Source organism: Thermococcus sp. (assembly GCF_026991495.1).
Taxonomy (GTDB): Archaea; Methanobacteriota_B; Thermococci; order Thermococcales; family Thermococcaceae; genus Thermococcus.
Genome location: NZ_JALXBJ010000058.1, coordinates 16,431 through 31,292, shown reverse-complemented (window position 1 = coordinate 31,292; position 14,862 = coordinate 16,431). Strand labels below are relative to the sequence as shown.

Here is a 14,862-nt window from a genome sequence, read left to right as displayed (position 1 = left end):
ATCCCATTGGTATGGACTAACATCCTTCTTTCACCTGATAAGTTTTCTGCTTATCACAACAACAAAGAAAGCCATCATGAAGGCGCCGATGAACGCTTCGGTGGCCGCGAGCATGCGGTGGTTTCCGGGGACGACGTCACCGTAGCCCACTGTCGTGAAGGTTATCACGCTGAAGTAGAGCGCGGTCCCGAAGCCGCCCGGGGTGACCCCGAGCCACCGGAAGAAAGCAGCGAAGAGGAGCACTATCGCCAGCGTGGTCAGCAGGACGCGGAAGGCGCTCTCGCCGTAGTTTGAGGTCAGCCTGTAGAGGACGTTTGCCCAGTAGCGGAGGTTCCCCTCGATGGCTATGAGCCACCTCTTCCCGCTCCTCCCCGTTAATGGGACGAACTCGGCGAGTTCGGCGGGTTTAGGGTGGAGGTGGAGGATGCGCTGGAGCTTCCCCCTGACGCGCCACTCGCCGACGCTGTAGTCCGAGGCCTTCCCGTAGAGCCCCCTCCTCCTGAAGAGGGTCTTCAGGGAGATGTAGACGGAGAGGGCCTTCCTGTAGGCCTCGACCGCTTCCTCGAACTTCTTATCCCCCCTAAACCTGTCGCCCTCTTTCTCCTCTGGGATGAAGGCGTCCATGCGCGCGTACTCCAAGCCCCTTGCTCCGGAGAGGTCAGCGCCGTAGAGCCTTGCCCCGCGGAGGTCGGCTCCTACGAGGTTCACCTGGCTTAGGTTTGCACCGTATAGCTCCGCCCCCCTGAGATCCGCCCTCGCCAGGTTCGCGTTTTCAAGGTTCACCAGTGAGAGGTTCGCTCCAATCAGAGATGCCCCGCTGAGATCCGCTTTCCTCAGGTCGGCGCTCGTGAAGTCGGCCCTCTCAGCCTTAGCCCCGCTCAGGTCTGCCTCATAGAGAACCGCCCAGCTCAGGTTCGCCCCGGAGAGGTCGGCGTCGCCCAGGTCGGCGCGGGTGAGGTTCGCTCCCGAGAGGTTCGCCCCGCCCAGCATTGCCTCGCTGAGATACGCTTCCTCAAGGTCTTCGCCCTCTAAGTTAGCCTTTCGGAAGTCTTTTCCGCCCTCGGGCAGGTGGAATATGCAGAGGCCGTTCTCAACGGCCTCGTGGGGGCACTCCTTTATGGATTTTCGGTACTCGTAGGTGCACCTCAAAGGCATCACCCTAAAGCTTTTCAAAGCCGAGGCTGACTTTATGCGCTATTATCTCCGCCTTCGCGAGCAGCTCCTCGCCGGCGAAACTTAACCCTTCCTCAAGGCGGACCTTTATCCCCTCCGCAAGCTCCTCCACGTCCCTTGAGAGCTCCCCGGAGGCGTAGAACTTCAGGTCGCTCGCGTACTTGTAGGCTTCCTTCATGTTGCCCATCTTGAGGAACATCAGCATCAGCTTGCCCGCGTAAAAAGCGGCCCTCGGGGTGTCGTTCACCGTTATCGAGCGCTTGAGTTCTTTCTTGTATCTCAGGCCGAGGTAGGTGGCGAGCTCAAGCTGAAGCTCCGCAACCGATTGATAGCGGTCGTCGGGGTTCTTCTGGAGGCAGGTGAGGATTACGTGCTCTATCTCCTTCGCCTCCGGGTTGAGCTCGCCTGGCGGAACCGGCTCGTCGGTCGCTATCCTTGAGACGACCTCGATGAGGTCGTCGCCCTCGAAGGGAAGCTTACCTGTCACGAGCTGGTAGAAGAGGACTCCCAACTGCCAGATGTCGCTCCTGTGGTCTGGCTTTCCGAACCTCCGCGAGGTCTGCTCCGGGGAGGCGTAGAAGGGTGTAAAGCTCGCCATCGTGGTTGAGTGGGTCTCTGTCATGGCTTTACTCAGACCCCAGTCGCTTATCTTGGGTATTCCCTCCTTGAGGAGGACGTTGCTGGGCTTCAGATCGCGGTGGATTATTCCCTTGCTGTGAGCATACTTCAGGCCTTCGGCGATGTTGAAGACGATGTAAGAGGCGACTTCAACGGGTAAAGGCTTCGGCAGCTTTTCGAGCGAGCCCTCGCAGTACTCCATCTCAAGGAACGGGATTGGAAGGATGTTCGCGTCATAAAGACGGACGATGTTCGGATGCTTCAGCTGGAGCCAGTGACTTATCTCCCTGAGGAAGGCTTTTCCAGTGTTCTCGTCAAGGCTGAGCGGGATTTTTACTGCGACAACTTTGCCGTCCTTCCTTTTAGCTTTGAAAACCCTCGCGAAGCCGCCCCTGCCGATGGGTTCTATCTCGGTGTATTTGTAGGCGAGCTGGGGCGGGAAGCCGGGCGGGAGTTCAGATGCTGCTGGCGCTGGCGTTGAGGGAGTGGGTGTGTAGGCCGGGGTTTGCGGTGTGGCCGGCGTTACTGGTGTTTGCGGTGTCGCGTAGGCTGGGGTTGCCGTTCTTTCTGCGACCTCAACGGGGATTACCTTCTCGGCCTCGATTTCGAGGCCGTTTACGATGGCTTTGATCCCAATGCGAAGGTCAAAGGCCCCCGCATATTTTGGCGTCACGGTTATTGTTTTGGTTACCTTCTTTCTTCTCTTAAGCTCCGGGAACTCGACTTTGGTCTCCTCAAGCTCGAAGAACTCGTTTCCCGATAGGTCAAGGGTTGCTTTGAGGGAGTCGGCGAGGTTGTTGGTGAGGGTGAGTTTTAGGGGGGCTTCAATCCCCTCGGTTAGGGCGGGAAGAGAAATGGTGATGGCCGATAGAAGCTGGCGTTCTATTCTTCTTTCCTCTTCAGACTTGGCGTAACATTGGGTTTGGATGCTTGGTGTGATGGCCCTAATGTAGGCGTTTGAGTCCTCTACTTTAAGCGAGACCCTCTCCGTGCGCCACTCCTTCCGCTTCTCCTTCCTCTTCTTTTTGAACAGGAAGCCCCCCTCCACCACCTCAACCTCATACTTCCTGACTCCTGAGAGGACTTCGCAGTTTGTATTGTGGATTTCGGCGTTTGTGTTTATCACCTTAGCGTTTGACTCGTTGCAGAAGTCACAGCCCGGCAGGTTCCCATCCGGCGGGAGGCGAAGAACCCAAGCGTTATCTCCAGAACCGTGCCGCCTAGTTGCTCCATAGTAGCCGGCCACGATGATGTCGCCGTTGGGAGCTAATGCAACCGCGTTAGCCTCATCCCAGTCGCTTCCTCCGTAAGTCTTCTGCCATTTAACGTTTCCATTCTCGTCAAGCCTGAGAACCCAAACGTCGCTTTTGCCAGCGCCGAAGCTGTCAGTCCAGCCGGCCACGATAACGTCACCATTAGGAGCTAAAGCAACCGCGTCAGCCTCATCCCAGTCGCTTCCTCCGTAAGTCTTCTGCCACTTCACGTTTCCTTCACCATCAAGCCTGAGAACCCAAGCGTCCCGGCCACCAGCGCCGAAGCTGTCAGTGTAGCCGGCCACGATAACGTCACCGTTCGGAGCGATGGCAACCGCGTTAGCAACATCCCAGTCGCTTCCCCCGTAAGTCTTCTGCCATTTAACGTTACCATTAGCGTCGAGCCTGAGAACCCAAACGTCCCTTTTACCAGCGCCGAAGCTCCGAGTCCAGCCGGCCACGATAACGTCACCATTAGGAGCTAAAGCAACCGCGTGAGCCTCATCATCATCGCTTCCTCCGTAAGTCTTCTGCCACTTAACGTTTCCCTCGCTGTCAAGCCTGAGAACCCAAGTATCCTTGCCACCAGCGCCGAAGCTGTCAGTCCAGCCGGCCACGATAACGTCACCGTTGCTCGCTAAAGCAACCGCGTAAGCCTCATCATCATCGCTTCCTCCGTAAGTCTTCTGCCACTTAACGTTCCCGTCCCTGTCCAGTCGGGCGACGAAAGCATCTCCTCCCCTTTCTCCGACAACAATAATATCTCCGTTCTTATCAAGGGCCACGGCCTTAGCCACACCAGGCCCGTAGGTTTTCGCCCAGTAAGACATCAGACCACCTCCAGGGTGTTTTCAATCCCGTCAATCCTCATGAGAAGGCCTTCCCTATCGAAGGGAAGACCGACGCCGGGACTTTTCGGACTCCTCAAACTTTCAATCTCCTCCATTCCCCACAACCTCCTCAAAGACTTCCTCAAACAGCCTCGTGTACATACCCTGGGCGAGCAAATCAGCTAAAACCATCCCCCAGGGGGGCAGGCTGAACCTGCCAGCCCTCTTGGCGAAGCGGAAGGCGAAGTCGTCGTAGGAATAGAGCGTCATTGGATAGCCCCCCGCGGATTTGAGCCGGGCTGCCTCTTCCGGCTTCCTCACGTAAGCTACCCCTCCTGCAGGACTCAGCACCTTTCCAATCGCCCAGAGGGCGGCAGAGCCTGAGAGCAGGACTTTCGGGCCGGGAAGAAGCTTTACCCTCATCCCTTTTACCCTTTCGAATATCCTCCTCTTGTCCTCTGCCCAGAGCATCACGAAGGCCTTCCTGTCGGGGATTTCCACGGTTCCAGCGCTGTTCACAACGACACCTTCCCTCTCAAGCCTCCGTATCTCCCTGTGGACGTAAGGATAGGGGAGCTCTGTAACCCTTGAAAGCTCCGCTACTCTAACCCTTCCGAGCTCCCAGAGCGCTATGTATATCCTCTCCCTCCTCGTCGGCGGACGCATCTCAACCACCGGAACAATTATAACAAAACTTTTTAAAGGATTTGTTATTATTGTTATATTCCGTCGGAGTTGCCTTTGCCATTGAGTTTGCGCTTTTGGTCGGATTTCCCATCACACCACCTCCCATAATGGGGTCAGTTTGACCCCTTAGGATGTATCTAACACTCCTTCCAGTTTTCCCATTTTCTCAAATATCCCCGCATCAACGAGTTCTTTCAGCTCCCTTGAGGCCGTTGCCTTGGAGACGCTGAAAAGCCCCCGATACTCCCTGTTCGTTGTGCTCCCCTTTTCCTTGACGTACAAAACGGCTTTAACCTGCCTCTCGTTCAGTCCGAGTTCTCCAAGCCTCTCCTCGGTCAGCCAGTCCCTGTAAAAGACCCCCTGGAAGCCGGCAAAGGCCTCCTTGAATTCGGGCCTCGGAAGTTCGGCTTTTTCGAGTGCTGCTAAAATCCTCAGCGTCCCGCTGCCCGGCTTCTCAACGTAGCCCGTTCCAATAGCATTGGTTGCGCTCCACCTATACGTCATTTTCCGATACGACACCCCCATCACCTCCTCAAAGCGCGAGCAGGAACCACTCCCTCGGGAGCCACACGATGTTGTTTTTCCTCCTGAACTCCCCGCCGTGGACGATAACTCCCCACTCAGCCTTCACCTTCCGCATCGTCTTTCTCACCTGCCCCTCATCTTTCCTCCCCCAGCCGACCTCGACCACGACCCTTTCCCCCGGCGTGCTCAGTATGAAATCTGCCCCGCCTTTCCCGGCGTCGTAGGTAACAGAGCCGAGCCTCTCCTTTGCTATTAGGTAGAGGTAGAGCGCGACGGCATCTTCAAGAAGGCTCCCGAAGGTCTTTCCGTTCATCTCAAGGAAGCCGAAGCGGTTCAGGATTGCTGACCTCAGGGCTGGAGCGAGGAACCTGTACTTGGGGGTCTTCCTCACGGCCTTTCCCGCTGAACCGTGCGCCCTAACCGGCAGTATCACCTCCAGAGCTTCGAGGGCGGAGAGGAGCCTCGCCAGAACGGGCCTCGAAACGCCGAGTTTGGATGTTAGCCTGTCGTAGTTCAGGCTCTCGCCAGAGGCTAACATGAGCATCAGGGGAAAGACCTTCTCCAGAACACCCGTTGAAAAGCCCATGTTGGCGAGATCCCAGTGAACTGTGCGCTCCACGATGGAGTAGGCATCCTCCAGGGGTTCCCTTGAGGATATAGCCAAGGGAAGGGAGCCGTAGAGGAGGTACCTCTCGACCTCAATCGGGTCAAAGGCTGAGAGAACCCCCGGTATCTTTTCCTCTATTCCCTCCGCCCCTTTCCCCAGCAGAATTCCCTTCAGCTCGTTCCTTATTCCCTCATCCACCCGAATTCCCTTCAGGTGGAGGTATTCCCCGAAGGTCAGCGGCGTAACGTGGATTCTCTTGGCTCTCCTCGCCAGATCGGTGCTCAGCTTCAGCTCCATTGCCGACGAACCCGTGGCGATTATCATCAGGTTCCTCGCCCTGTCATGCATCACCTTCAGGGTTAAATCCCACTTCTCATCGTAGTGAACCTCGTCGAGGAGGAAAACCGTCGGCTCGCTCAGCTCCTCAAGCCTCTCGCCCACGGCGTGCTCGTAGCCCTCAAAGACCTCCCAGAGGTTGAAGCCGAGCATTTTGATTTCGTCCACCGAGGCGTAGACGAGCCTCTTCTCGCTGACCTTTCCCAAGAGCTTGAAGTAGAGCTGCGCTAACATCGTGGTCTTTCCCACCCCCCTCAGGCCGTAGAGCAGTATCACCCTGCCCCGCCCGGAGCTCAGGAAGGACTTAACTTCCTCCATCAGCTTCCCCATCATCGGGCGCTCGGGGAGAGGCTCCCCGTCCGCGAAGGCGAACTTTTCCAGCCGCCTCCCGTCGAGGGTCAATATCCTCCTGACGTACTCCTCCATCCTCCATCACCGATTTTTAGTTAATTTTAATTTACTTAAACTTTGTTTTTTTAGTTAATTTAGTTTTACATTAACGCCAGGAAGCCCCACCAGGGCACCATGAGTATATCATCCCCCACCTCGAACTCCCTCCCGATGACTATCCCCTTCTCCGCCTTCAGCCTCTTCATGCTCCTCCTCACCTGGGAGCGGTCGTCTTTCCCGAGGCCGACCTCTATCACGTACCTCTTTCCGTTTCTAACAAGGAGGAAGTCGGCCCCGCCTTTTCCGGGCTCGTACTCCAGCCTTCCGGCGGAGTGGAGGTAGAAAGCTGCAGCATCCTCAAGCAGGGCCGCTTCATCAACCCTCTCGAACTTATGCAGTATCGAGGCCCTCATCGAGGGGGAGAGGAACTTCAGCTTCGGGCTCTTCCTAACCTTCTTCGCCATGCTGCCAGCTGGAGGTATCTCGATGAGGAGGTTACTCCTGACGAATGCCCTCACCAGCTCCATCACCGTGCCCTTTGAAACCCCGAGCGTCTTCGAGAGCCTCTCGTAGCTGAAGCGCTCCCCCTTCGGATTCGCTAAGACGAAGAGGAGCCTCATAGCCGAGTCGAGGGTTGATGCATCGAAGTTCCTGACCTCCTTGAGATCCCTGTAAACTATCCTCTCGACCAGCGTGAAGATGGCCTCGTAGGCTTCCCTCTCCGGCAGTTCAAGCGCCAGGGGGAGCGAGCCCAGGCGGAGGTATCGCCCACACTCCCCGTACCTGAGTCCCGCCCGGAGGGCCTTCCTGAGCGAACCCTCATCGAACTCGAAGAGGGCATCAAGCCCGGTGCGCTCAACCCTTTCTCCTCTAAGGTGGAGGTATTCGAGGAACGTCAGCGGCTTGACCTCGATGTGTTTGGCTCTTCTCGCAAGGTCGGGGCTCTCCCTCAGCCTGAGCGCGGAGGAGCCGGTGGCTATTATGAGGTACTCCATCCTGTCGTGGAGAACCTTCAAAGTTAAGTCCCACTTTTTATCGTAGTGAACCTCGTCGAGGAGTATAACCGGCCTCTCCGGCCTGAACAGCCCAACGTATCTCCCAACCGCCTCGTACAGGCTGAATCCAAGGAGGCTCAGCTCGTCCACTGGAATGTAGATAACCTCCGGCGTTTTTGAGAGGGTGTGGAAGTAAAGCTGGCCGAGCAGGGTCGTTTTGCCGGTTCCCCTCAGCCCTGGGAGCAGAACCGTGCCCGTCTTCCCTCCCTCAAGGTATTCGTCAACCCTCTCGGTAAGCTCATCGAGGACGAACCTCCCTCTGAGCTTCCTCGCGTAGTCGAACCTGCCCGGGAGCTCGGCGGCGAGCTTCATTAGATAGTCATTTAACTGTACCATAGCAATCACCATTCTGGTCGTTTAAATGACCAAATATATAGCGATTTTGGTCGCTTAACTGACCTCATCTCAGGGCCTCCCCCTCGATCCTCCTGACTAAAACCTCGATCTTCTCGGCCAGGGAACCGCTTATCGGAATCCCCTCCCTGGTGAGCATCTCAACCTGTGCGATGAGGTTGACCAAATCCTCAAAGTTTTCCCTCGTGTGGAAGCGCAGGTCGTCGAGGGCTTCAAGGAGCAGGGCCTTGTCGTTGAGCTTAGCGCTGAGGACGGCGATGGCCACGGTCTGCCTTATGCTCTTGATCTTCAGCCTCTCGAACTCCTCCCTTGACTTGCTCCTCTTCATCGCCAAGGTGGTTTTCGTGAGGTCTTCCTTCTCCCTCTTCAGCTTTCCAAGGGATTCCAATGCAGATAAGAACTCATCAACCGACTGATAGCGGTCTTCCTTTCTCTTCGCGAGGAGTTTTTCAAAGACTCCGTCGAACTTCTTGAGCTCGGGCTTAATCTCGGAGACCGGTTTGGGCTTTGAGTAAAGGATTTTGCCAACAAGGGCGCCGGGAGAAGTGGCTTTATACGGGAGCTCGCCCGTGAGGAGTTCATAGAATATCAGCCCGAGCTGGTAGATGTCTGTTCTGTGGTCTGGCATTCCGAAGGTTTCCTCGTCGAGCTGTTCCGGAGCGGCGTAAAGCGGGGAGTAACCATAATGCTGACTCAGCGAACTGCGCGCGCTTATCTTGGCCAATCCCCAGTCGGTAATTTTTGGTGTCAAGTCGCTCTTTAGGAGAACGTTGAGGGGCTTGAGGTCGAGGTGGTAGATGCCCTTTGAGTGAGCGTGGGCTAAACCGCTGGCGATTCCCTCAATAAATTTCAGCGCGATCTTTTCATCGAGGGGCTTCGGATAGGCATCGAGGTCTCTGACGAGCTTCCCGTCAATTTCCACCCCTTCAACGAACTCCATCTCAAGGTATGGAATCGGAAGGATGTCTGCCTTGTAGAGCCGGACGATGTTCTTGTGGTTTAGGTTGTACCATGCGGCGACTTCTTTGATGAACAGGCTGCTCGTCCTCTCGTCTATCCTCGGTATCTTAAGCGCGACCACCTTTTCATCTGTTTTGCGCTTGGCTTTGTAGACACGGGCGAAGCCACCTTTACCTAAAAGCTCAACGTTGGTGTATAACTCCAAAAGTTCCTCTGGAAATCCCCGTGGGATATCTAACCTCTTACTGGTGCTGGGTTGAACTATTGACCCCTCTGGTCTTCTTTCCTGTGAGGATGCCATATCCCTCCGGGAAGGAAGTTGTATATCCTCTTGCAGAGAGCCACTATAGACATTTAAAAAGTGAAGCTTTTTAGATTTTTGTGACCTAACTTTGTGGAGCAGGGTTTCAACTCTCTGTATCAATTCCAACGGAATTCTGTCCCCGTTTTTCATTATTGAATCTAGATTATCAATGATGCCCTGTATCTCTTCGTTGATGCTCCCCTTAGTATAGGAGAGAAGATCAGTCGAATAGAGAAGTGCCCCCCTTGTGTCCTGGAGTTTCATGTGCATCAAAATGAGTGATACGGAATACTCGTGGACATGTTTAATTAGATCGCTAATCTTTCCACTTTCTCTTAACCTTTGCTGATGTACACCCTCAATAGTCCTAACGAGGTCTCTCTGAAACTCCTCGATATTTTGATAGCGATCCTCTTTTCTCCTCGCTAGGAGTTTCTCAAAGAGTCTATCATACTCAACCAGCTTTGGATCAATCTTCGAGGGAGGTGTAATTTGATAGCTCTCGTCAACAACGTTCCCAATAAACTCAGATAAACTTCCTTCAAATGGTGTTTTTCCAGTTAAGAGGCGGTAAAAGATGACTCCAAGCTGCCAGATGTCTGTCCTGTGGTCAGAGTAGCCGTATTTGTCGGGCCGTATATTTTCAGGGGCTAAATGGTATATGTTTAATATCGGTGTTGTTCTCACTGTGGAAACTTTTAGAGTTATTTTAATCCAGTCACTTATCTTCGGAACTCCCTCTTTAAGAAAGATGTTACTGGGTTTAAGGTTCCCATGGATTATCCCTCGTGAATGAGCATATTTCAAGCCTTCGGCAATGTCGAAGGCAACCAATGAGGCATCTAGGATGTCCAAAGGCACCAGCAGGTGAGCTAATGATTCTGTGTAATACTCCATTTCCACATAAGGTACCGGAAGAACACTGTAATCGTGCACCTCCGCAATATTTGGGTGAGCTAACCTAACCCAATTTTCGATCTCTTTTAAGAAGGAATTACGCATTGCCTTATCCTCTAAATCGAAGTCAAAGATTTTGACAGCCACAGGTTTATTGTCCTTCCTCCGTTTTACCTTGTAGACACTTGTACCAATCCCTTCTCCAATAAACTCTGGCTCTTTATATTTGGAAAGTAATTCTCGGGGGAACGTCATGGGTGCATTCCCCCATTCTCTTTGAGAAATTCGGTCCGGTATTTCCCACCAGCCGTTTCTGGGATTGTGACAGACTTCATCCCTTCACCCCCTAACGAGTCTTTCCAAATCCTCTAAGTCCATCATACCCTCACCTTTACCCTCAATTTTCTTGGCGATGAGCAGGAACCTCTTATTTTTCACATCGAAGCGCCCGGCTTTCGCCTTCAGCTCTTCAAGAATTCTCTCAGCTTCCCTCTTCTTCAGCTCGCTCCACTTCACCTCGACGAAGAGAAGGCCGTTTTCAAGCTCCACAACGGCATCAATCTCCTCCCCCTTGTGCCACCACCTTGTAACCTTCTTCTGCCCGAAGTCGAGAATCCTCAGCCTGAGCATCTCCCTTACAAGGCGCTCAAACATCATTCCGTAGTAGGCGTTCAGGTTCTTCTCGATCTTCCCCCACACCTCGTCCACCAGTCCGAGCTCTAAATCGGCCAAGTTGGGGTAGACGAAGCGGAACCAGAAGTTGAAGAAGTTGTCCCTGATGTAGTAGCGCCCCCTCTTCCTCCTCCCGTAGGGAAGCTCGTAGGCGATCAAATCGAGCCGCTCAAGGACGTCGAGGTACTTTGAGATGTTTCCCCTGTCGAGGCCCGTGAAGTTGACCAGCTCCCCGAGGGTTTCATGGCCGAGGGCGAGGCCCTTGAGGATGAGCTTGTAAACCCTCGGCTCCCTCAGCTCCTCCCTCAGGAGGAACTCGGGCTCCTCGTAGAGGACTTCGCCCTTCCTCAGGACTTTCCCCTTTATCGCCTCCTCAACGCTCAGGCCCTTAATTAGATCGAGGTAGAAGGGAACGCCGCCGAAGATCGCGTAGGTTTTTACAAGCTCCTCCATGCTCCTGTCGGGGAGCATCTCCGCTGTGGCTTTGATGTCGAAGGGCTCGACCTTCCACTGGCCTGTCCTCCTTCCGTAGAGCGGACTCTCGTACTCAAGCGTTCTCTCCATCATCCCCACCGAGGAGCCGCAGAGCAAGAGAAAGAGTTTTGTATCCTTAAGGACTTCATCCCAGGCCCTCTGGAGAACGCTTAAAATTCCCGGCTCGAGGCCCATCAGGTACTGGAACTCGTCCAGAACTACGGCAACCCTTTCGTTTTTTATCTCCTCCCCGAGGTAGCGGAAGAGCCTCCCAAAATCTTTAACCTCCTTAAAATAGCCCCTTCCTGTCAGTTCCGCAAACTTTTCGGCCAGCTCTTTAACGTTCTCGCCCATTGAATCCGCTGTGGCTAAGAAGTAGACCCCCTCCCTGCCCCTCAGGAACTCCTTCAGGAGGGTGGTCTTCCCCACCCTTCGGCGCCCGTAGATTATTATCAGCTGGGCGCCGCCTTCCTTCCACTTCCTTTCGAGGAACTCAAGCTCCCGCTTCCTGTTCACGAACATGGTACCACCGCGCAAAATGATGTTGATAAAGTATAATACTTTTTCTACAGCATTTTGTCCCCAACCAGCACCACCCCCAGCCTCTCCGCAACCTCCCTGGCCTTTTCCGTAAAGCCCGAGCGGGAGAACATGACCATAACGGGCTCCCCGAACTCGCTTTTGGCCCTCCTCGCGAATTTTTCAACATCCTTAGCACCAACGGGTCTGTTCCTCCACTTTATTTCGAGGACGTAAGTTCTCTCGCCGAAGGCAACGCCGTCGAACTCAACGTCGCCCCTCCTGTAGGGCTCGAACTTTACCCCGAAGCGCTTCCCGAGTTCCTCCCTCACCATAAACTCAACCGCTTTTCCAAGCTCGGTCCTGGCTTTGAGGTACTTCTCCTCAAGCTCCCCGATGAGCTCTCTAAGTAGCTTTTCCCTCCTCAGCTCAAGCTCCGTTATGCCGAGGTACGTTTTCCCGAGCCAGAAGCGCATGAGTTTGTCTGTGAAGTAGTAGCGCTTGTTTTCCTTCGTTATCAGGTCCGTCCTCAGGAGGAACTTCATGTAGTTGGAAACTTCCCCGCTCGGCTTTCCGAGTCTCTCCGATATCTCCGAGAGGGTGAGCCCCTCCTCCCTTGCGAGTATGAGCAGTATTTCCCTGTGGACGGCTCCCTTATAGGCCCTCGAAAGCGACTCGTTGAAGACGTAGTCGAGGTGGCTGTAGATGTCGCCACTCTCGCTCAGCAGCTCGGTAAGGAATGCCACGTAAACCTCTCTGCTTCCCACCCTCTCAAACCCCTCCTCAGTGAGTCTTCTGCAGACGGCCGAGATGTAGAAGGGATTCCCACCCGTAAGCCGGTGGATCAACTCAAGGGCGGCGTTGCTCACCTTAACACCGCTCAGCATCGCCTTTGCCAGCTCAATTGAGTCCTCCTTTGGCAGGCCTCCAAGGTAGAGCCGCCTGAACTGCCCGAAAAAGGGCTTCTTCGGCGACAGTATCTTCTCCATCATCCTCACGGCAGAACCGGAGATGATGTAGGCAACTGCTTTCTGCTTTTCAACGGTGGAGCGCATGATTTCGAGGAAGTTCGGGAATCTAACAGTATCTTGAAACTCGTCGAGGATAAAGATGGCTTTCAAATCGAGCTTTTTGAGGATTTCCTCCTGCAGTTCAAAGAGCTCGCCGATGGAACCCCGTTTTATCGCGGTAACTTCCCCATCAACCCCGAGCTTCGCCCCGAGAACGAGCAGACCGTCCCAGTCCACGAGTTTGCTTCTTTCGGCATCAAACCCCCTCTTTTTCGCCGCCTCGTAGAGGAGCTCCCTCAGATAGGCGAACTTGAACGATTCAACGCTCCCCGTTCTCTGGACGTTGAGGTAGGGAATTACGCATCCGGCTCCCTCTTCGTGGGTTTCCTTAAACTTCAAAAGCAGCTCGGTCTTGCCTATCCTCCTCGGCCCTATCACCGCTACGTTGAACTTTTCTCCCTTCCCCAGGGCATTTAGCGCCCCCTCCAGTACTCTAAGCTCCCTCCTCCTGTTCACGAACATCTCCATCACCTTTGCATTATAGTTTTATGCATTACACTTTTATGCATTATTGTTTTATGTACTACTAATCTCATGCGCCACCACCTCCGCTTTCTCCACGAGCTCCGGCGGAACCGGAAGCCCCTCGCTTATCCTCACTTCGAGCTGCCTGATAAGCCCCTCCAAGTCCCGCTTCGCCTTTCCCTTAGCGTACCTCCTCAGGGAGAGGGCGTACTTGAGCGCCTCCTTCGCGTCCCCGAGTTTGAGGTGGAGGAGGAGCAGCTGGCCGGCGTAGTAGGCGGAGCGGGAGAAGTCAACGCTCCTTTCCAGCTCCCTTGAATACTTCCCGCCCAGGAGGCCCGCGAGGTCGCGCTGAAGCTCGGCAACGCTCGCGTAGCGCTCCTCCTTCCTCTTTGCGAGGCACCTCATTACGACCGGCTCGACAGGTTTTGACTCGGGGTTTATCTCAGACGGTGGAGCGGGTTCTTCCATCGTTATCTTCCCGGCCACTTCAATGAAGTCCTCCCCCTCGAAGGGTAACCTGCCAGTGGCCAGCCAGTAGAGGAGGACGCCGAGCTGCCAGACGTCAGTCCTCTCGTCCGTTGGGCCGAACCTCGACCTGCTTATCTGCTCCGGGGCAGCGTAGTAGGGAGTGAAGGCCGAAGAAGTTGTGCTCGTCTCGGTCATGAGCTTGGCCAGCCCCCAGTCGCTTATCTTCGGTGTTCTTCCCTTCAGGAGGATGTTGCTCGGTTTAAGGTCGCGGTGGATGATCCCTTTAGAGTGCGCGTATTTCAGCCCCTCGGCTATCTCAAAGGCAATCTCAGCGGCCTCCTCCCAGCTCAGGGGGACGCTGAGCTTCTCCAGAGAGCCGTCGCAGTACTCCATCTCCATGTGCGGGTAGGGGTAGAGGTTCGCGTCGTAGAGCTCGACGATGTTCCTGTGCTTCAGGGAGAGCCAGGCCGAGACCTCGCGCAGAAACGCCCTCCCGGTTCTCTCGTTGAGGGAGTGGGGGACCTTTAGGGCAACAACTCTCCCGTCCGGCCTGACCGCCCTGTAAACCCTCCCGAAGCCGCCGCTTCCGATGAGCTCAACGGAGCGGTAGCGGGAGAGGAGCTCGTCAAGGGTCCCAAATACGCGTTCAGAGCGTTCTTTCGGCCTTTCTCTACCTTTAGGAGCTTTAACGACCAGTCTGAGTTCCCTCCCGACCCTGATCCCACCAGAACTCGCGAAGACGGGAACCCGGAACTCGCCCGCTTTTCCGGGCGTGAACCTCACGAAGACGTGCTTGCCCTCGTTGGGCCCAACCCTAAGGCGAAGAAGGCCCTGCGAGACCCTGCCAACCCTTGAGAGCGCCCTCAGGTCAACGTCGACCGTCAGGGGGTAGCGGGAGGCGTTCCTGAAGCCGACCTTGAGAAGGGCGGTGCTCCCCGGGATAAGCTCGCCCGGGGCTTCCAAGATCAGCCCCCTCCTCAGGATCCCCTCGATCTCGGCCCTGCCGGGTCTCGGTGCCGGGGGCTTGGCCACCTCTCCAAGGCCCTCCGTGAAGAGCCTCTTGAAGAAGGACAGGAAGATCAGGAAGGCCAAGAACAGACCGAAGAACTTGAGGAAGTATATCAGTATGACCGCCGCGATCAGCTTGGTGAAGAGCTCCGATGCAGGATCCTTCCCTTTCATCATCCCCACCGCTCAAATTTTAA

Annotated in this window: 10 protein-coding genes; all 10 read right to left on the bottom strand. The window is 55.0% G+C overall.

What is annotated here, in order from left to right:
• Positions 1-30 precede the first annotated feature (30 nt).
• The 10 genes from MVB78_RS07550 to MVB78_RS07505 all read right to left on the bottom strand — a co-directional run bounded on the left by MVB78_RS07550 (position 31) and on the right by MVB78_RS07505 (position 14,839).
• Complete coding sequence (locus MVB78_RS07550; protein WP_297489936.1) at positions 31-1,155, bottom strand: pentapeptide repeat-containing protein; 1,125 nt, start codon at positions 1,153-1,155, stop codon at positions 31-33.
• A gap of 4 nt (positions 1,156-1,159) precedes the next feature.
• Positions 1,160-3,874, bottom strand: a complete 2,715-nt coding sequence (locus MVB78_RS07545; RefSeq protein ID WP_297489934.1) for a protein kinase — start codon at positions 3,872-3,874, stop codon at positions 1,160-1,162.
• A 102-nt stretch (positions 3,875-3,976) separates the two neighbouring features.
• Positions 3,977-4,549, bottom strand: coding sequence for a hypothetical protein (locus MVB78_RS07540; RefSeq protein WP_297489932.1), 573 nt, complete (start codon positions 4,547-4,549; stop codon positions 3,977-3,979).
• Between the two features lie 138 nt (positions 4,550-4,687).
• The gene (locus MVB78_RS07535; protein WP_297489931.1) at positions 4,688-5,086 is read right to left on the bottom strand and encodes a hypothetical protein; all 399 of its coding nucleotides are present in this window, start codon (positions 5,084-5,086) and stop codon (positions 4,688-4,690) included.
• A gap of 7 nt (positions 5,087-5,093) precedes the next feature.
• Positions 5,094-6,455 carry an ATP-binding protein gene (locus MVB78_RS07530; protein WP_297489928.1) on the bottom strand — a complete coding sequence of 454 codons (1,362 nt, stop codon included), beginning with the start codon at positions 6,453-6,455 and terminating at the stop codon, positions 5,094-5,096.
• 65 nt (positions 6,456-6,520) lie between these two features.
• Positions 6,521-7,822, bottom strand: a complete 1,302-nt coding sequence (locus MVB78_RS07525) for an ATP-binding protein (protein WP_297489926.1) — start codon at positions 7,820-7,822, stop codon at positions 6,521-6,523.
• Positions 7,823-7,874: 52 nt separating this feature from the next.
• Positions 7,875-10,244, bottom strand: a complete 2,370-nt coding sequence (locus MVB78_RS07520; protein ID WP_297489924.1) for a serine/threonine-protein kinase — start codon at positions 10,242-10,244, stop codon at positions 7,875-7,877.
• A gap of 84 nt (positions 10,245-10,328) precedes the next feature.
• A complete protein-coding gene (locus MVB78_RS07515; protein WP_297489922.1) occupies positions 10,329-11,657 on the bottom strand; it encodes an ATP-binding protein in 1,329 nt (442 codons plus the stop codon).
• A 44-nt stretch (positions 11,658-11,701) separates the two neighbouring features.
• Positions 11,702-13,192 carry an ATP-binding protein gene (locus tag MVB78_RS07510; protein ID WP_297489920.1) on the bottom strand — a complete coding sequence of 497 codons (1,491 nt, stop codon included), beginning with the start codon at positions 13,190-13,192 and terminating at the stop codon, positions 11,702-11,704.
• Positions 13,193-13,240: 48 nt separating this feature from the next.
• Positions 13,241-14,839 (bottom strand): serine/threonine-protein kinase, encoded by a 1,599-nt coding sequence (locus MVB78_RS07505; protein ID WP_297489918.1) that lies wholly within the window; start codon positions 14,837-14,839, stop codon positions 13,241-13,243.
• Positions 14,840-14,862 lie beyond the last annotated feature (23 nt).

Excerpts from the sequence above, each read along its gene's own strand:
- MVB78_RS07550 (WP_297489936.1), bottom strand. The coding sequence starts at position 1,155 with ATGCCTTTGAGGTGCACCTACGAGTACCGAAAATCCATAAAGGAGTGC.
- MVB78_RS07545 (WP_297489934.1), bottom strand. The coding sequence starts at position 3,874 with ATGTCTTACTGGGCGAAAACCTACGGGCCTGGTGTGGCTAAGGCCGTG.
- MVB78_RS07535 (WP_297489931.1), bottom strand. The coding sequence starts at position 5,086 with ATGGGGGTGTCGTATCGGAAAATGACGTATAGGTGGAGCGCAACCAAT.
- MVB78_RS07530 (WP_297489928.1), bottom strand. The coding sequence starts at position 6,455 with ATGGAGGAGTACGTCAGGAGGATATTGACCCTCGACGGGAGGCGGCTG.
- MVB78_RS07525 (WP_297489926.1), bottom strand. The coding sequence starts at position 7,822 with ATGGTGATTGCTATGGTACAGTTAAATGACTATCTAATGAAGCTCGCC.
- MVB78_RS07520 (WP_297489924.1), bottom strand. The coding sequence starts at position 10,244 with ATGACGTTCCCCCGAGAATTACTTTCCAAATATAAAGAGCCAGAGTTT.
- MVB78_RS07515 (WP_297489922.1), bottom strand. The coding sequence starts at position 11,657 with ATGTTCGTGAACAGGAAGCGGGAGCTTGAGTTCCTCGAAAGGAAGTGG.
- MVB78_RS07510 (WP_297489920.1), bottom strand. The coding sequence starts at position 13,192 with ATGGAGATGTTCGTGAACAGGAGGAGGGAGCTTAGAGTACTGGAGGGG.
- MVB78_RS07505 (WP_297489918.1), bottom strand. The coding sequence starts at position 14,839 with ATGAAAGGGAAGGATCCTGCATCGGAGCTCTTCACCAAGCTGATCGCG.